Origin of the sequence: Ruegeria sp. HKCCA4633, assembly GCF_013034605.1 — a bacterium.
Lineage (GTDB): Bacteria > Pseudomonadota > Alphaproteobacteria > Rhodobacterales > Rhodobacteraceae > Ruegeria.
In genome coordinates this window covers 34365-49587 of record NZ_WQGJ01000009.1, presented here as the reverse complement: position 1 = coordinate 49587, position 15223 = coordinate 34365, and the positions used below count along the sequence as shown (strand labels likewise).

General features: G+C 58.1%; 21 protein-coding genes. 9 read left to right on the top strand and 12 right to left on the bottom strand.

Annotated elements, in window-relative coordinates; all coding sequences use genetic code 11:
* Nucleotides 1-15 precede the first annotated feature (15 nt).
* Genes GOV85_RS18285 through GOV85_RS18275 form a run of 3 tightly spaced genes read right to left on the bottom strand, consistent with a single transcriptional unit; the run spans nt 16 to nt 3073 of the window.
* A complete protein-coding gene (locus GOV85_RS18285; RefSeq protein WP_171180981.1) occupies nt 16-1179 on the bottom strand; it encodes a lytic murein transglycosylase in 1164 nt (387 codons plus the stop codon).
* Nucleotides 1180-1190: 11 nt separating this feature from the next.
* Complete coding sequence (gene cbiB / locus GOV85_RS18280) at nt 1191-2111, bottom strand: adenosylcobinamide-phosphate synthase CbiB (RefSeq protein ID WP_171180822.1); 921 nt, start codon at nt 2109-2111, stop codon at nt 1191-1193.
* Nucleotides 2108-3073, bottom strand: coding sequence for a threonine-phosphate decarboxylase (locus GOV85_RS18275; protein ID WP_171180980.1), 966 nt, complete (start codon nt 3071-3073; stop codon nt 2108-2110). Before GOV85_RS18275 ends, cbiB begins: the two co-directional genes overlap by 4 nt.
* Nucleotides 3074-3258: 185 nt before the next feature.
* On the opposite strand from GOV85_RS18275, the gene GOV85_RS18270 reads away from it, so the two are divergent.
* Nucleotides 3259-3621: a response regulator transcription factor gene (locus GOV85_RS18270; RefSeq protein WP_171180820.1), complete on the top strand. Its 363-nt coding sequence runs from the start codon at nt 3259-3261 to the stop codon at nt 3619-3621.
* On the opposite strand, the gene GOV85_RS18265 is transcribed toward GOV85_RS18270, so the two are convergent.
* Nucleotides 3603-4592 (bottom strand): glutathione S-transferase family protein, encoded by a 990-nt coding sequence (locus tag GOV85_RS18265; protein WP_171180818.1) that lies wholly within the window; start codon nt 4590-4592, stop codon nt 3603-3605. The two genes, GOV85_RS18270 and GOV85_RS18265, sit on opposite strands and share 19 nt — an antisense overlap.
* Before the next feature lie 212 nt (nt 4593-4804).
* Here GOV85_RS18265 and GOV85_RS18260 point away from each other — a divergent pair, with 212 nt between their 5' ends.
* The gene (locus GOV85_RS18260; protein WP_171180816.1) at nt 4805-5158 is read left to right on the top strand and encodes a hypothetical protein; all 354 of its coding nucleotides are present in this window, start codon (nt 4805-4807) and stop codon (nt 5156-5158) included.
* A gap of 244 nt (nt 5159-5402) precedes the next feature.
* On the opposite strand, the gene GOV85_RS18255 is transcribed toward GOV85_RS18260, so the two are convergent.
* Nucleotides 5403-6575, bottom strand: a complete 1173-nt coding sequence (locus tag GOV85_RS18255) for a MalY/PatB family protein (protein WP_171180814.1) — start codon at nt 6573-6575, stop codon at nt 5403-5405.
* Between the two features lie 94 nt (nt 6576-6669).
* On the opposite strand from GOV85_RS18255, the gene def (GOV85_RS18250) reads away from it, so the two are divergent.
* From def (GOV85_RS18250) to speB, 6 genes are read left to right on the top strand one after another with little or no spacing between them, the layout of a single operon-like run.
* Entirely contained in the window at nt 6670-7188 is a 519-nt protein-coding gene (gene def / locus GOV85_RS18250) for a peptide deformylase (protein WP_171096140.1), read from the top strand.
* The gene (gene def, locus GOV85_RS18245) at nt 7185-7679 is read left to right on the top strand and encodes a peptide deformylase (RefSeq protein ID WP_171180812.1); all 495 of its coding nucleotides are present in this window, start codon (nt 7185-7187) and stop codon (nt 7677-7679) included. The genes def (GOV85_RS18250) and def (GOV85_RS18245) overlap by 4 nt, the downstream gene beginning before the upstream one ends.
* A gap of 2 nt (nt 7680-7681) precedes the next feature.
* Nucleotides 7682-8596, top strand: coding sequence for a methionyl-tRNA formyltransferase (gene fmt, locus GOV85_RS18240; protein WP_171180810.1), 915 nt, complete (start codon nt 7682-7684; stop codon nt 8594-8596).
* Between the two features lie 6 nt (nt 8597-8602).
* On the top strand, nt 8603-8839 hold the full coding sequence (locus GOV85_RS18235; protein WP_171180808.1) for a hypothetical protein: 237 nt from the start codon (nt 8603-8605) through the stop codon (nt 8837-8839).
* A 1-nt stretch (nt 8840) separates the two neighbouring features.
* On the top strand, nt 8841-9077 hold the full coding sequence (locus tag GOV85_RS18230) for a GlsB/YeaQ/YmgE family stress response membrane protein (protein ID WP_171180806.1): 237 nt from the start codon (nt 8841-8843) through the stop codon (nt 9075-9077).
* Between the two features lie 60 nt (nt 9078-9137).
* Nucleotides 9138-9959 carry an agmatinase gene (gene speB, locus GOV85_RS18225; protein WP_171180804.1) on the top strand — a complete coding sequence of 274 codons (822 nt, stop codon included), beginning with the start codon at nt 9138-9140 and terminating at the stop codon, nt 9957-9959.
* A 1-nt stretch (nt 9960) separates the two neighbouring features.
* On the opposite strand, the gene GOV85_RS18220 is transcribed toward speB, so the two are convergent.
* The 7 genes from GOV85_RS18220 to GOV85_RS18190 all read right to left on the bottom strand — a co-directional run bounded on the left by GOV85_RS18220 (nt 9961) and on the right by GOV85_RS18190 (nt 14456).
* The gene (locus GOV85_RS18220) at nt 9961-10563 is read right to left on the bottom strand and encodes an alpha/beta hydrolase (protein ID WP_371732328.1); all 603 of its coding nucleotides are present in this window, start codon (nt 10561-10563) and stop codon (nt 9961-9963) included.
* A gap of 65 nt (nt 10564-10628) precedes the next feature.
* The gene (locus GOV85_RS18215) at nt 10629-11252 is read right to left on the bottom strand and encodes a trimeric intracellular cation channel family protein (RefSeq protein ID WP_171180802.1); all 624 of its coding nucleotides are present in this window, start codon (nt 11250-11252) and stop codon (nt 10629-10631) included.
* A complete protein-coding gene (gene rnhA, locus GOV85_RS18210; RefSeq protein ID WP_171180800.1) occupies nt 11249-11716 on the bottom strand; it encodes a ribonuclease HI in 468 nt (155 codons plus the stop codon). The genes GOV85_RS18215 and rnhA overlap by 4 nt, the downstream gene beginning before the upstream one ends.
* A complete protein-coding gene (locus tag GOV85_RS18205; protein ID WP_171180798.1) occupies nt 11709-12296 on the bottom strand; it encodes a class I SAM-dependent methyltransferase in 588 nt (195 codons plus the stop codon). The genes rnhA and GOV85_RS18205 overlap by 8 nt, the downstream gene beginning before the upstream one ends.
* Nucleotides 12293-12745 carry a DUF3429 domain-containing protein gene (locus tag GOV85_RS18200; protein ID WP_171180796.1) on the bottom strand — a complete coding sequence of 151 codons (453 nt, stop codon included), beginning with the start codon at nt 12743-12745 and terminating at the stop codon, nt 12293-12295. The genes GOV85_RS18205 and GOV85_RS18200 overlap by 4 nt, the downstream gene beginning before the upstream one ends.
* Nucleotides 12742-13692 (bottom strand): 4-hydroxy-3-methylbut-2-enyl diphosphate reductase, encoded by a 951-nt coding sequence (ispH, locus tag GOV85_RS18195; protein ID WP_171180794.1) that lies wholly within the window; start codon nt 13690-13692, stop codon nt 12742-12744. Before ispH ends, GOV85_RS18200 begins: the two co-directional genes overlap by 4 nt.
* A 188-nt stretch (nt 13693-13880) precedes the next feature.
* Nucleotides 13881-14456 (bottom strand): NYN domain-containing protein, encoded by a 576-nt coding sequence (locus GOV85_RS18190; RefSeq protein WP_171180792.1) that lies wholly within the window; start codon nt 14454-14456, stop codon nt 13881-13883.
* A 142-nt stretch (nt 14457-14598) separates the two neighbouring features.
* On the opposite strand from GOV85_RS18190, the gene folK reads away from it, so the two are divergent.
* Nucleotides 14599-15168: a 2-amino-4-hydroxy-6-hydroxymethyldihydropteridine diphosphokinase gene (folK, locus tag GOV85_RS18185; RefSeq protein WP_171180790.1), complete on the top strand. Its 570-nt coding sequence runs from the start codon at nt 14599-14601 to the stop codon at nt 15166-15168.
* Nucleotides 15169-15223 lie beyond the last annotated feature (55 nt).

The following is a 15223-nucleotide window of genomic DNA, read 5'->3' as shown; positions in this document are numbered from 1 at the left end:
ACGCGGCGTGCCAAGTCAAAGCCGGTTCAGCAAGTCGACCGTTGGCCAGGCATCTGCAGGCAGGCCCAAGCGGGCCTGTTCAGCCTGCACCGCGGCACGTGTGCCGGCCCCAAGAATCCCGTCGATCTTGCCCACGTCATACCCTTTGGCTTGCAGTTTGGTTTGCAATTGCTTCATTTGCGCGCCATTCAAACCTTGCGCCGGGTTGCCCGCATCATAGATTTGTGCCCCTTCCAGTCGTGTACCAAAATAAGCCGCGGTCAGAACGTAGACAAAGCTCTGATTCCATTCGAAATAGACGTCGAAATTCGGGTAGGCCAAAAAGGCCGGACCATTGCGCCCTTGCGGCAGGATCAGCGAGGCAGGCAAGTTGGCCAACGACCCGCTGCGCGCCTGCACGCCCATGGCTTGCCAGTCGGCCACCGAACGCGGTTTGCCGGGGCCGGACAGGGACCAGTCCATCTGTGCGGGCACCGTGACCTCTTGCAGCCAAGGCTCGCCTGCGCGCCAGCCCAGATGCGACAGCATTTTGCCCCCGGACATCAGCGCATCAGCGGCAGAGGTTTTCAGGCGGACATGCCCGTCGCCATCACCGTCGACGCCGTTTTCCAAAATGTCGCGCGGCAGCATCTGGACCATTCCAATCTCTCCGGCCCATGCGCCTGTTGTTCGGGCCGGGTCGAAATCGCCGTTCTGATACAGTTCGATGGCGGCGAAGATTTGTGGGCGGAAGAGTTCTGGCCGGCGACAATCATGCGCCAAAGTCACCAGCGCGTTGCGGGTGTTGAAGTCGCCCTGGAATGACCCATAGTCGGTCTCGAACGCCCAGAATGCCAGCAGCACGCCGCGAGAGATGCCGTATTCACGCTCGATCCGATCAAAGACCGCATCATATTTGCGCGACATGGCCTGCCCGCGCTCTATCCGGTTGGCTGAAATCAGACGGCGCGAAAACTCGATGAACGGTTTCTGAAACACCCCTTGCGCCCTGTCGGCCCTGAGTACGGCATTGTCTTGCTGCACCCCTTTGAAAAACGCGTTCACGGTGGATTTGTCAAAGCCTTGTTGTACCGCTTCGGTCTTCAGCCCTTTGACAAAGGAATTGAACCCACCCCCACATTGGGCAAAGGCAGGAGAGGCAAACAACGCGGCTGCAATCAGCCCAGAGAGTAAACGCATGAAGAGACCCGTCAGAAAATCAGATTGACCCCAACCCACACCGACACGAGCCCAAGCGCAAGCCCCCAAACGCTCCACAACATGTGACATGCGCGGAAAACCTCCGCCGCCCCGATCTCGCGCGGCGCGTCGCCATTGACCCAGGCCAGGTCCCGCAGCTTTCCATCGTAGCTGCGTGGCCCTGCCAGGGCGACGTTCAGCGCGCGAGCCATCGCGGCCTCGGGCCAGCCTGCATTGGGCGAGATATGGCGGCGCGCATCCCCCACAATTTCGCGCCAGCGCGACCGCTGCCCCGAGAGCGCCACGATCAGCACACAGGTCAGGCGGGCAGGGATCAGGTTTAGCAGGTCATCGAACCGGGCCGAGGCCCATCCAAACTCGCTGTACTTTTCATTGCGATAACCGATCATGCTGTCGGCGGTATTCACGGCCTTGTAAATCAGTAACCCCGGCAACCCTGCGACAAGAAACCAGAAAGCAGGCGCAATGACCCCGTCGCTGAGGTTTTCCGCCGCGCTTTCGATGGCCGAACGCGCCACCTGCGCCTCGGTCATGTCCCGCGTATCGCGTGAGACGATCATGGCCACCTGTGCCCGCCCCTCGTCCACTGAGGTCAGCAGACCGTCGCCCACTGCTCGCACATGTTCAACCAGCGATTTCTGTGCCAGCAGGATCGTGCAAAGCAGGATCTCGGCCACAGGCCCCAGCATGGACATTGCCCATCCAAGTCCACATGCACCGCCGACCAGTACGGCAAGCACGCCCGCACCTTTCAATCGTCGTGATGCCCCGTGGTTTAAGCGATTATCCAGCCAGGCAATCAAATTTCCGATCATCACTGCCGGGTGTTTGACGCGCGACCATAGCCAGTCGGGCTCTCCCAGCGCTGCGTCCAGACACATGGCACAGACCAGCATCAGGCCAAGGCTCACAGCGCGGCCTCCAGCCGATCCCACCCGTTTGTAGGCGGCAGCCCGAGGCGCAGGTAGGTGGTCGAATAAGGAAAGATGCGGCTCCAGATATGGGTCTTAGCAAGCCGATCCCGCCATTTCTCGGCATCATCAACCTGATAAAGACGGAACAGGCTTGTGCCGCCAACGACCTCGGCACCTTTGGTTGTCAGCAGCGTATCCAGTCGAGATGCCTCATCTGCCAGCCGCGCACGCATAGAGTCCGCCCAGCCGGTGTCTGACAGGGCCTGAGTTCCGACCCGCAGGGCAGGGCCTGACACCGACCAGGGGCCAGTCAGAGCATTCAGCTGGCCAATCACATCTGGCCGCCCGATCGCAAAACCAAGTCGCATTCCGGCCAATCCCCAGAACTTGCCAAAGCTCTTCAACACGATCACGCCGGGGCGGTCTGCCAGATGGATCAGAGAGGCGTCGGGCGTGACGTCGCAAAAGCTTTCATCAATTACGGTCAGCGGGGCAGAGACATCGCTTTCCAGCCAGATACGCCCGTCGGGATTGTTCGGGTGCACGATCACTCGGGCGTCTCCGGGCGTGTTTGCCTGAACACTCCACCCCTGAGATGTAAAGGCGGCCGCGTGTTCGTTATAGGTGGGTGGCGTGATTTGAACCGTGCCGGATTTAGCCAGGGCTGGGATTCGGGCGATAATGGCTGATGCCCCGGGTGCGGGAAGGATCGCTACCCCATCCGGCACGTTCCAGAACCGGCGCGCGGCATTGCTAAGTCGTTCAAAAGCACCATGATCCGGCAGCTCAGTCCAATCCCCTGCGGTCAGTCCTGTAATCTCATAGGGATGTGGGTTGATGCCGGTCGACAGATCAATCCAGTCGCCACGTTGACCGCCATATCTGATGATCGCTCTGTCCAGCCCGCCGCCGTGGTCGCGCACCGCGCGTGGGTCCAGACCGTGATCCAATGTGCTCATCTGCTCTCTCTGCGGGAAATGACCGGTTTTGGCGCGTTTCAAGCGGATTTTCGCCTCTTTTACAAGCAAATCCGCTAGATCACGGAGCTGTGGGGGCGCTGTTAACACTTTGTTAAGGAAATAACGAGATCACGGATCACGGGGGTCGGCACCACTCACCATATCAAGTGCCGAGGTTGTTGCAAATGAAAGTTCTGATTGTTGAGAGTAACCCCGACCTTGGTCGGGTCTGGAAAAGGCATCTGGAACGGCAAGGCGCCGAGGTCACGCTGGTCGAGACGCAGGAGGCCGCCATTCTGGCGCTTTACGGCACGGATTTCGAAATCATCGTGCTGGATCTGGTTCTGGAAACCGGCAGCGCATTAGCCGTGGCCGATTTCGCAAGCTATCGCCGCCCCGAGGCGCGGGTGATCTTTGTCACCAACACCACCTTTTTCTCGGACGGTTCGATCTTTGCCCACAGCCCGAATGCCTGTGCCTATGTGCAAAGCGAAACACCGCCAGAGGACCTGGCGGCGATGGTTGAACATTACGCAGCGGGGCGCTGATCGCGTCGGTGCGGTTCCATATAGTCCAGCACAGGGTTCGTCGGGATGATCCGGTGTGGATTGATGCTGTTGTGGCTAAAGTGATAGTGGCGCACGATATGGTTCATGTTCACCGTGGGCGCGACACCCGGCCACTGATACAACTCACGCGTATAGGCCCAAAGGTTGGGGTAGTCGATCAGACGGCGCTTGTTGCACTTGAAATGCAAGTGATAGACCGGATCAAAACGGATCAGTGTTGTGAACAGTCGCCAGTCAGCCTCGGTGATCCGACCCCCTATCAAATACCGATTGCGGGACAGGCGCTCTTCAAGCCAGTCCAGTGTCTCGAACAGCGGGCCCACAGCGGCGTCATATGCTTCTTGTGAAGTGGCGAAACCGGACTTGTAGACGCCGTTGTTCACGTCTGAATAGATGCGGGCGTTGACCTCTTCGATTTCGTCCCGCATCGCCTCGGGCCAGTAGTCATCGGTGTTGCCCGTGATCCCGTTGAAGGCGGAATTGAACATGCGGATAATTTCCGAGCTTTCATTCGAGACAATGGTCTCTTGCTGCTTGTCCCACAGGATCGGCACCGTCACGCGCCCGGAATAGGAGGGGTCAGCCTTGGTGTAGATCTGATGCGCGTAGCTGAACCCATAGAGGTCATCGCCCGTCGCGCCATGATCGTCTTTTTCAAAAGTCCAGCCCTTGCCCAACATGTCGGGGTACACAACAGAGACTGAAATCAGATCGCTCAACCCTTTCAGCTCGCGAAAGATCAGCGTGCGATGTGCCCATGGGCAGGCATAGCTGACATAGAGGTGATAGCGCCCGGCCTCCGCCTTGAAACCGCCCTTGCCGGACGGCCCCGCGTTGCCGTCGGCTGTCAGCCAATTGCGAAATTGCGCCGCGCTGCGTTTGAATGCGCCGCCTGTCGATTTCGTGTCATACCAAGTGTCGTGCCATGTTCCGTCGACCAGCAGGCCCATACCTTTTCCTCCGCAAGAGCGTTTCGTCAAAGATAAGCCCAAGCAGGACCCGTTCCTATGCGAATGGCCGCGCAAAATCCCTGCGTTAGCGCACAGTCGCGGTTGGGATATCCGGGCAACAATTTGTACCGGCTTCGATTTCCGTGATCTCCTTCACTGGATTTTTACAACCTTTCCCGCACAATAGAAGTCATTCACGGGGGAACGGATTAATGAGTACTTATGTTTCAAAGGAAATACGCGCCGAGTTGGACGCTGCCCGAATCGCCACGCTGAAGAAAGCCAGCCGTCTAAGGGTGGAAATGGGCAACAATACCTACAAAATCCTCAAACTGTGGAAGGATGGATTCACAGTTGAGGCTGAAACTACGCCGCGTTTGCGCGGTCTGGTCGATATCTATGATGGGGCCAACCATCTCTACCAATGTCTGATCGTCGCGGACGAAGATGAGGGTGGTGAGATGCGGTATGAATTCAAACGCAGCACGGCGGCGCATGACAGGGCTCCGCTGGATTTCTATCGCGTGCCGGACGCGCCGATTGCTTTGTTGGGGCACGAAGATTAAGGCCTGATTTCTTTCGTTGTACCGGTTTTAGTCAGGCTCCAATGATGGCCATTCAGGCGTTCGACGATGCAATCTGGCCTCATGTCCGGTCTTCGGGCGGTTTTCTCGATCAGGTTAGGATCGAAACGTTAAGTTCGGGGCGTAACCACGGGCGCGGATCGGCGAGGCACAAAAAGTGCCAGCCAAGCTGGCTGGCACCTACGATCAACAGGGCCAGGCAAATCAATCCCAGCCAAATCATGTCTTACTGCAAATCACCGAAGGCCCGTTTCAACCGCGTACAGGCTTCTTCGACCCGCGCGCGCTGGGTGGCGAGGTTGAACCGCTCAAACGTCTCGCCACCCGTTCCGAAACCGGGGCCTGAGGAGGTTGCAATTTTTGCGTCCTCACGCAGGCGGCGGACAAATTCGTCGTGATCCATACCGGTGCCCGAGAAATCGACCCAGGCCAGATAAGTTGCCTGCAAAGGCATCGACCACAGGCCCGGAATCCCGGCAATGGTCTGATCAAACAAACGCTTGTTGCCTTCCAGATGTGCGACCTGGGCATCCACCCATTCGGCCCCTTCCGGGCTGTAAGCGGCGGTGATCATTTCCACGCCCAATGCACCGGGATCGTAATCCAGCGCCTGAAGCCGGTTCTTCATAGCTGTGCGTAGTTTTGGGTCGGGGATGATCATGTTGCCAGTGCGCTGACCCGCGATGTTGAAGGTCTTTGACGCCGCGGTCAGGGTCACGGTCCAAGGCCGTGCATCAGGCGCTGCCACATCCATCGGCACAAATTTGGTGCCGGGGTAAACCAGATCGTGGTGGATCTCATCGGACACCAGGATCAAGCCGTTGCGTTCGGCAAACGCGGCCACAGCGCACAGTTCCTCTGGCGTCCAGACCCGACCCGATGGGTTTTGCGGCGAACACCACAGCAGCATCGTTTCGGACCCGTCCAGCCGCGACTGCGCGTCGTCCAAATCAAGCCCATAGCTGTCGCCATCACGCACCAGCGGGCATTCCACGACACGGCGGCCCGATTTGTTCACTTTATGGGCAAACTCGTGGTAGACCGGGGTGAAGATCACGATGCCATCGCCCGGCTCGGTCCAAACATCCAGCGACAGCGCGATTGCATTGCCCAGACCTTGGGTCGTCAGGATCCAATCCGTGTCGATTTCCCAGTCATGACGGCTTTTCATCCACCATTGGATCGAAGCGAGATAATCCGGGTGCGTCCACGAATACCCGAAAACGCCTTGATCTGCGGCTTTACGCAAAGCGTCGATCACGCAAGGCGCTGTTTGGTAGTCGGAATCGGCCGTCCACATGGCCAGCCCATCCTCGGGTGAGACACCATAGAGCATCTCCATCTTATCCCATTTGGAACTGTTGGTGCCCCGGCGATCGATCAGGTCGTTGAAAGTCATGTCTGCTCCGTTCTGTTGGACGAAAGCTAACCGCAAATCAGGCAGGTGCAAGGGGGGCGTTGCGGCGCGAGGCGGGATGGCCTAAATCAGCCTCATGAAACGCAATATCCTGATCCATCCCGATCCCCGCCTGAAGAAGGTCTGCGCGCCCGTGGGCGACCTAACGGACGAGCTGCGCAAACTGGCTGATGACATGCTGGAAACCATGTATGACGCGCCCGGCATCGGCCTGGCCGCGCCGCAGATCGGTGTGCTGGATCGGTTGATTGTTCTGGATTGTGTCAAAGAAGAAGGTGAAACCCCGCGCCCCCTGATCATGTTCAACCCCGAGGTCATCGCATCATCGGATGAAACCAATGTCTATGAGGAAGGTTGCCTGTCGATCCCCGATCAATACGCCGAAGTGACCCGCCCTAAGGTGGTGGATGTCACCTGGATGGATCAAAACGGCAATCTGCAGCAGGAAACCTTTGATGGGCTTTGGGCCACCTGCGTGCAGCATGAGATTGACCATCTGAACGGCAAGCTCTTCATCGACTATCTCAAACCGCTGAAACGACAAATGATCACGCGCAAGATGCAAAAGCTGAAACGCGAGAAAGCGCGCTCATGACCGTGCGCACCTGCTTGCCCTGGCCGGACAAACGTCTGCGCACCAAAGCGGATGAGGTGGCTGAAATCACCGATGAAATTCGCGCCGTGTGGGATGACATGATTGACACGATGGAAGCGATGCCCGGTGTTGGTCTGGCCGCGCCACAGATCGGTGTGATGCTGCGTCTGGCCGTGGTTGATGCTTCAGCAGAACGTGGCAAGGCCGTGTGTCTGGCGAACCCGGAAATCCTGCACAGCTCGATCGAACTTCGCGAACATGAAGAGGCCAGCCCGAACTTGCCCGGCGTTTCGGCCAAGATCAAACGCCCGCGTGCAGTGACCGTAAAGTTCCTGAACGAACAGGGTATGGTGGACCGTCGTGACTTTGTCGGGATCGACGCTACCAGCGTGCAGCATCAGATCGATCACCTGAACGGGAAGATGTTTTTCGACCGTCTCAGCAAGGTCAAACGCGACATACTGCTGCGCAAAGCCAAAAAGCAGGGGTAAAGATGCGCGTTATCTTCATGGGAACCCCGGATTTCTCAGTTCCGGTGCTGGATGCGCTGGTCGAGGCCGGGCACGAAATTGCTGCTGTCTATTGTCAGCCTCCGCGCCCCGCTGGTCGCGGCAAGAAAGACCGCCCAACGCCCGTTCACGCCCGGGCCGAGGCTCTGGGCTTGCTCGTGCGCCATCCCGTTTCGCTGAAATCAGCCGAGGAGCAAGACGCCTTTGCCGCGCTGAACGCGGATGTGGCCGTTGTGGTGGCTTACGGCCTGATCCTACCGCAAACCGTTCTGGATGCGCCCAAGCATGGGTGCCTGAACATCCACGCCAGCCTGCTGCCGCGTTGGCGCGGGGCTGCGCCGATTCATCGGGCGATCATGTCCGGCGATGCCGAGACCGGGATTTGCATCATGCAGATGGAGGCTGGTCTGGACACTGGTCCGGTTTTGCTGCGGCAGGCAACTGAAATTGAATCCGAAGAAACCACCGCGCAACTGCATGACCGGCTTTCGATCCTTGGGGCCGTGTTGATCGTCGACGCACTTGCCAAGCTGCCGGACCTGGTGCCCGACCCGCAACCTGAGAGCGGTGTGACCTATGCCGCTAAGATCGACAAGTCTGAGGCGCGCATCGACTGGAGCCGCCCGTCGGTCGAGGTTGACCGGAAAATCCGGGGCCTTTCGCCTTTTCCCGGGGCTTGGACCGAAATGGATGGTGAACGCATCAAGCTGCTGGCGTCGCGCCTTGCAGAGGGGCATGGCGCACCGGGTGAGGTTCTGAACCAGGATCTGCATGTGGCTTGTGGGCAGGGGGCCGTTGAACTGCTGCGCTTGCAAAGGGCAGGCAAAGGCGCGCAGGATAGGGAAACGTTTCTGCGGGGCTGGGCAATACCAACTGGCGCTCGGTTATCTTCGGAGTAGAGCCATATGTTCATGGTGTTGATGGGCACCGTCGTGATTGCGGGGATCGTGGGCTACCTGTCCGAACAGACCGGTTTTACCCATAACGGCTATTTGCAATCGATCATCATCTGTGTAGGCGGGGCATTTTTGTTCTATTTCTTGCGCATCATGTTCGGCATCAGCTTTGGTCCTCCGGGTCTGGATGCGGTGATCTCATCCGTTGGTGCCCTGATCATTGTGCCGACCCACTGGAGGAAATGAGATGCCCATTGTCGCCCTGATCGTCATCGGTGCTGCCGCCGGATTTCTGGCCACCCGACTGATGCGGATCGAGGCGGATATCCCGACAACCATGTTGATCGGCATTATTGGGGCTCTGATCGGCGGGCTTCTGCTGCGGTTTTTGGCGACGGTAATGGGCTGGATGTCTGGCTTTGTCGGGGCGATCCTTGGTGCGTTGCTGGTGATCTGGATCTGGCAGACTTACCTGCGCCGCTAACCCCTTGACCTAGTACCTTTTGCCCGGCCAGATCGTGTCTAAACGATTTGGAGGATCTTGATGCAGTACGATCTGAAGCCTGGGGATGTAGCCCTGATGGGGGTGCCTCTGGATCTGCATTCCTCGTTCCTGCAAGGCCCGGCCTTTGCCCCCGGACGCATCCGCGAGGCGCTGCATTCCGGCGCCGCCAACCTGACTGCTGAGGATGGCACTGATCTGGGTGCAAGCATGCGATTTTGCGATGCCGGAGATCTTGACGTGTTCGAAATGCGCGGACAGGAACCGATTGACCGGATCGAAGCCGAAGCAGCCAAGCGGATCGCAACTGGCGCGCGCCTGTTGTCTCTGGGCGGGGATCATTCCGTAGCCTATCCGCTGATCAAAGCCCATGCGGATCGTTACCAAGGGTTGAACATCCTGCATATCGACAGCCATCCTGATCTGTACGACCAGCAAGACATCGGCCCACTGGGCCATGGCTGTCCCTTTGCGCGGGTGATGGAGAATTGCCCGATCAACCGATTGGTGCAGGTCGGCATCCGCACCATGAACGCCCATCAGCGCGAACAGGCTGATAAATTCGGGGTCGAGGTGATCGACATGCGAAACTGGAGCCCCGACCTGCAGATTTCCTTTGATGGCCCTGTCTATTTGTCACTGGATCTGGATGCGCTGGATCCTGCTTTTGCCCCTGGTGTCTCGCATCACGAACCCGGAGGGCTGAGCACGCGCGAGGTCATCGACCTGATCCACCGGTTCGAAGGTCAGTTGGTCGGGGCAGACATTGTCGAGCTCAATCCGCATCGCGACCCTTACGGTATGACCGCAATGGTGGCCGCAAAATTCATCAAGGAAATCGGTGCGCGCTTGCTGACGGGGTGATTTACCGCTCGTCGCAGACCGTGGCCGATCCAAGCGCCGGAGCACCCCGCGTGGTCATGTCGTATTGGTTCGCCTCAGCGGCGGTCATCCAGTGCATGCTGTCGGCTGGGGCAGCGAACAGGGTATACCAGTAAAACTCCGCATCCACTCCGATGTCTTTGAAATAGTCCAGGTACCGGTCATGTTCCGGGTCGTCCTCGGGCAATTCTGTCGCCACCAATCCCGATCCGGCCCAGCTGTGAACGCCGACACAGGCCCCCGGCTGCAGGGTGCGGCGGTTTCCAGCCAGAAACAGATCGGTGCCGCCGCTGGCGACCAGACCGTTTGAAGGAACGACCGTATCGAAACCGGCCCTGCGCACTTCGCGGCTGAAGATGACATTGGCATCATCGTCCACTGATCCTTCGATGTATTGAAGAACCAAAATTCGGGCTTCGGGGTTTTTTGCGATGACCTCCTCAAAAGCGGATAACGTTGTTTCATCAATTGTGCCGGAGGCAATGATCTGGTCGCCCTGCGCAACGAAACTGACTGGTGTGTAGTATTCCCCGCATGAGGCTAGCAGGGTCAGACAGGCTGCAAATGATGTTAGTCTAAAGATCACGCTGGCCTCCGGGCTGCAATGTTCACAGAGGTATCAGCACATTGCTTTGACGTCCATCGACAGGCTCAGTTGCGCGGTGGGCGGCTTTTGTAGACGGGCAATTGCCAGCCAAACACCAGTGACCCGGCCCGCAAGGCCCAGCAGACCAACGCGCACAAAGCCAGTGCAAGCGCGGGCTCCGTTCCGGCCTGAACGGCCAGAACTGCCGTCAATGACCCCGCAAAAGCACATGAAACATAAAGCTCGCCCTGCTTCAGCACCAGCGGCACCTCGTTGCAGACCACGTCGCGCATCAGCCCGCCCAGACACCCGGTTGTTACGCCCATCAACACGACGATGACGCCGGATTGGTCCAATGACAGCGCAGCGCCTGTACCGGCAGCGACGGCAACCGACAGAGCGAAACTGTCCAGCCAGATCAGCCAGTTGTAGCGGCTTTCCATCAGGTGTGCGGTAAAGAACACCAGCACTGAAGCGGCAACGGCGATCAGGATGTAATCCGGCTGACCGACCCAAAAGATCGGATGTCGGTCCAACAACAGATCACGCACTGTGCCGCCGCCGACTGCGGTCAAGCAAGCCATGAAAGCAAACCCAACAAGATCCAGCTGGGCACGGCTTGCCACCAAAGCCCCGGTCAGAGCAAATATCAGGACCGAGGCGTAATCCAGCAACGAAAGCGCGGTCACACCTGCGCCTTCTTAGGTTTGAATGGGGCCATGCCCGCGCGGGCCAGTTCGTCGGCCTTTTCATTCTCTGGGTGGCCCGCATGACCCTTGACCCATTCCCAGGTCACATCATGCCGTTCTTGCGCTTCGTCCAGGCGTTGCCACAGATCGACATTCTTTACTGGCTTCTTGTTCGAGGTCTTCCAGCCATTGCGCTTCCAGCCAAAGATCCAGCCGGTGACGCCGTTCTTAACATAGGCGCTGTCAGTCACGATGGTGATTTTCGAGGAACGCTCAAGCGTTTCCAAGGCCGAGATGGCGGCCAGCAACTCCATCCGGTTGTTGGTTGTCTCGGCCTCGCCCCCGTTTAACTCACGCTCTTTCAAGACAGTGTCCCCGTCCATTGCACGCAAAAGCACGCCCCAGCCTCCGGGGCCTGGATTGCCGGAACAGGCACCGTCGGTATAGGCAAACAAGTCAGGCATGAGCAAACACCAGCATGTATCCTTCGTAAGACCCGGCCAGACCTTTGCCCATCCCTTTGACGGTGCGGTCAATCGTGAACCCAGCCTGGGTCAGAGCGTCTTCGATCTCGGCTTCGGTATAATAGGTAAAGTAACGATCAAGCGCGTCCCTGTGTTCGCCCGTGCCCAGTTTCATGCCCAAAAACAACTGACCTTTGGGCTTTAGGGCTTCATGAATTGCCCGAAGGTGGCCGGGGAAATCTGTGCGCGGCGCATGAAGCAAGGAGAAGCTGGCATAAACACCATCATAGACGGACGTCTCCGTGACGTCGTTGAACGTGCCCAAATGCGCATCCACGCCGTTGTCGCGGGCGTGGTCAACAAAGGCAGGCGTTACGTCCAGCGCCCGTACCGTCAGCCCTTGACGCATCAGAAAGCTGCTGTCTGATCCGGGCCCGGACCCCAGGTCCAGCACATAGCCCCCAGTGTCGACTGCATCAGCAAATGCCTGGCGCGCCTCAAGCTGTTCCGGCGGCAACGGGATATTCAGATACTCGGCCAATCGGTTGGTGTAGGCGCTGATCGTGCGTTTGTCGGTCACATATAAACTCCGACGGCAAGGCTGGCGACAACGACGGCGGTCAGCAGGACGCGCAACCGCATCCACCAGACCGGCGTCAGCCGCCAAAAAGTGAACAGGGCATCAAGAATCAACAAACCGGCAAACCCGTAAATCAGGTTTGTACCTGCTTGAACCGGTCCGCCGCCTGTCATGAAAAAGGCCCAAAGCGCGGGCAGGACCGACAGAGTGTAGCACAAACCTGCCTTGCTGCCCGAGGTTTTAGTTGCAAAGCCCCAAAGAACACCTGACATGAAACTCAAGATGACCGAGCCATAAAACAACTGCACGTACGGTCCCACAAAACGCGCGCCAAGGTTTTGTGCGCCCCAGGCATTCAGGTCGCCGCTCAGGTAGGTCAGCGCACCCCAAACAAACGGGATCAGCCCCGCGAGCCCCAGAAAAAGCGGCGCCTTTGGTACTCCGATCACGCTGGTTGCCTCAGGACGCGGGGGACTTTGAATTCGACGTTCTCGACGGCTGTCTCGACCAATTCGACGGTGACATCATAATGCGCGCGGAAGGCGTCGATCACTTCGTTCACCAAAAGCTCTGGGGCCGATGCGCCTGCGGTGACGGCCACGGATGAGATCCCATCCAACGCGCGCCAATCGATCTCGGTGGCGCGCTGCACCAGTTGCGCGTATTTGCAGCCCTCGCGCGAGGCGACCTCGACCAGACGGCGCGAGTTCGATGAGTTCGGCGCACCCACAACCAGCAGAGCGTCTGCCTTAGGCGCCACGGCCTTGACGGCCTCTTGCCGGTTCGTCGTGGCATAGCAAATGTCTTCCTTGTGTGGTCCGACAATGGCCGGGAACCGGGCCTGAAGCGCGGCTATGATGTCTTTGGTGTCATCAACCGACAGGGTGGTCTGGGTTACAAAAGCAAGTTTCTTCGGATCGCGAACATCAACCGTGGCCACATCTTCGACGGTTTCAACCAACAGAACATCGCCCTCGGGCAATTGTCCCATGGTGCCAACGGTCTCGGGATGGCCCTTGTGGCCGATCATGATCATCTGCAACCCCGCATCCGCATGGCGCTGTGCCTCGACATGCACTTTCGAGACCAACGGGCAGGTCGCGTCCACATAGATCATCTCGCGCTTTGAGGCCTCTGCGGGCACTGACTTCGGGACGCCATGAGCGGAAAATATCACCGGACGATCATCAGGGCATTCATGTAGCTCCTCGACAAAGACCGCGCCCTTGTCTCGCAATCCGTCGACGACAAATTTATTGTGCACGATCTCATGGCGCACATAGACCGGAGGTCCCCATTTTTGCAGGGCCATTTCTACGATCTTGATGGCACGATCCACACCGGCGCAGAAACCCCGGGGAGCGGCAAGGTAAAGTGTCAGTGGTGGCTTTGTCATTGAGTTGTCTCCTTAAGGCACAGGTAAGTCTTTTCACGGCCTTGGTCCAGACAGGAGATCGTCATTCAACTGACACGAATCGATGCTAGTCAGGTTTTGTTTCAGCACCTGTTTATAGTTAAAGAAGCGCGGCCAGGACCTCGGTCCTGACCGCGCGAAATTTACCCCATCAGAAAGAGAGTGCCGGATCAGCTGTTGCTGGCCATGGCGACGTTGCGCGGCTCAGCCGGCATTTCACGCGGCGGGCGCCCGATTACGTCACGCAAATCTTCCAGTTCGATGAAGTTGTCAGCCTGGCGGCGCAGTTCGTCCGAGATCATCGGCGGCTGGCTGCGGATCGTCGACACGACCGAAACGCGCACGCCTTGACGTTGCAGGCTGGCAATCAACGGGCGGAAATCCCCATCGCCCGAGAACAGCACGATATGATCCACGCGTGGTGCAAGCTCCATGGCATCGACGGTAAGTTCGATATCCATGTTTCCTTTGACTTTCCGACGCCCGATGCTGTCGGTGTATTCCTTGGCGGGTTTCGTGACCATGGTGAAGCCGTTGTAGTGCAGCCAGTCAACCAATGGGCGGATCGGCGAATACTCGTCATTTTCCAGGAGCGCTGTGTAATAGAAAGCCCGAAGCAACTTGCCACGGCGCATGAATTCCTGCCGCAGAAGTTTGTAGTCTATATCGAAACCGAGTGCTTTTGCCGCGGCATAAAGGTTCGAGCCGTCGATGAACAGCGCTAGCCGTTCGTCTTTATAAAACATAAATAGTCCCTTCCGGTATAATCCAGACCGCCCCGCATGGTGAGTGAGTGAGTGAGTGATGATTTGGCGCGATCTGTCGGTCTATAATTAGAACTTTTGCTGGTTATCGCAAGTATGCAATGTGTCGAATATAGGGTGCTATATGAGCAATTCGTTGTCAAATGCCGTTGTTGCGCTGGGCGCAAATCTCAGCTTGAGAGGAAAAGGGCCCGAAGTTACGCTGCGGAACGCACTTGACGCTATTTCGCGTCAAGGTGTAGTGATTCGCGCGGTCAGCCGGTTTTTCGCGACGCCTTGCTTCCCCGCCGGGGCGGGTCCGGACTATGTGAACGCTGCGGCTTTGATCGCCACCGAAAAACCTGCGACCGAGTTGTTAAGTGTGCTGCACGCCGTGGAACATGAGTTTGGGCGCGAACGGATACAACGTTGGGGAATGCGAACTCTGGATCTGGACCTGGTGTGTTTTGATGAACAGGTGCTGCCTGATCGCGCCCAGTTCGATCGCTGGCTGACGTTGCCACCAGAGGCGCAGCGGCAAGAGGCCCCGGATCAACTGATCCTGCCTCATCCGCGTCTGCAGGACCGCGCTTTTGTGCTGGTGCCGATGGCCGATATCGCCCCCGACTGGCGTCATCCTGTTCTGGATCGCACGGTATCGCAGATGGTCACCGATTTGCCTGCGGACGATATTGCAGCGGTCACACCACTGTGATCCTTGCAATTGGGGTATTTCCTGCTTGTCAAGGCGCGGATTCGCGCTTAGATAA

Excerpts from the sequence above, each read along its gene's own strand:
- GOV85_RS18230 (WP_171180806.1), top strand. The coding sequence starts at position 8,841 with ATGCCCATTGTCGCCCTGATCGTCATCGGTGCTGCCGCCGGATTTCTG.
- GOV85_RS18260 (WP_171180816.1), top strand. The coding sequence starts at position 4,805 with ATGAGTACTTATGTTTCAAAGGAAATACGCGCCGAGTTGGACGCTGCC.
- GOV85_RS18270 (WP_171180820.1), top strand. The coding sequence starts at position 3,259 with ATGAAAGTTCTGATTGTTGAGAGTAACCCCGACCTTGGTCGGGTCTGG.
- folK (WP_171180790.1), top strand. The coding sequence starts at position 14,599 with ATGAGCAATTCGTTGTCAAATGCCGTTGTTGCGCTGGGCGCAAATCTC.
- def (WP_171096140.1), top strand. The coding sequence starts at position 6,670 with ATGAAACGCAATATCCTGATCCATCCCGATCCCCGCCTGAAGAAGGTC.
- GOV85_RS18235 (WP_171180808.1), top strand. The coding sequence starts at position 8,603 with ATGTTCATGGTGTTGATGGGCACCGTCGTGATTGCGGGGATCGTGGGC.
- speB (WP_171180804.1), top strand. The coding sequence starts at position 9,138 with ATGCAGTACGATCTGAAGCCTGGGGATGTAGCCCTGATGGGGGTGCCT.
- def (WP_171180812.1), top strand. The coding sequence starts at position 7,185 with ATGACCGTGCGCACCTGCTTGCCCTGGCCGGACAAACGTCTGCGCACC.
- rnhA (WP_171180800.1), bottom strand. The coding sequence starts at position 11,716 with ATGCCTGACTTGTTTGCCTATACCGACGGTGCCTGTTCCGGCAATCCA.
- GOV85_RS18285 (WP_171180981.1), bottom strand. The coding sequence starts at position 1,179 with ATGCGTTTACTCTCTGGGCTGATTGCAGCCGCGTTGTTTGCCTCTCCT.
- ispH (WP_171180794.1), bottom strand. The coding sequence starts at position 13,692 with ATGACAAAGCCACCACTGACACTTTACCTTGCCGCTCCCCGGGGTTTC.
- GOV85_RS18190 (WP_171180792.1), bottom strand. The coding sequence starts at position 14,456 with ATGTTTTATAAAGACGAACGGCTAGCGCTGTTCATCGACGGCTCGAAC.
- GOV85_RS18255 (WP_171180814.1), bottom strand. The coding sequence starts at position 6,575 with ATGACTTTCAACGACCTGATCGATCGCCGGGGCACCAACAGTTCCAAA.
- fmt (WP_171180810.1), top strand. The coding sequence starts at position 7,682 with ATGCGCGTTATCTTCATGGGAACCCCGGATTTCTCAGTTCCGGTGCTG.
- GOV85_RS18265 (WP_171180818.1), bottom strand. The coding sequence starts at position 4,592 with ATGGGCCTGCTGGTCGACGGAACATGGCACGACACTTGGTATGACACG.
- GOV85_RS18275 (WP_171180980.1), bottom strand. The coding sequence starts at position 3,073 with ATGAGCACATTGGATCACGGTCTGGACCCACGCGCGGTGCGCGACCAC.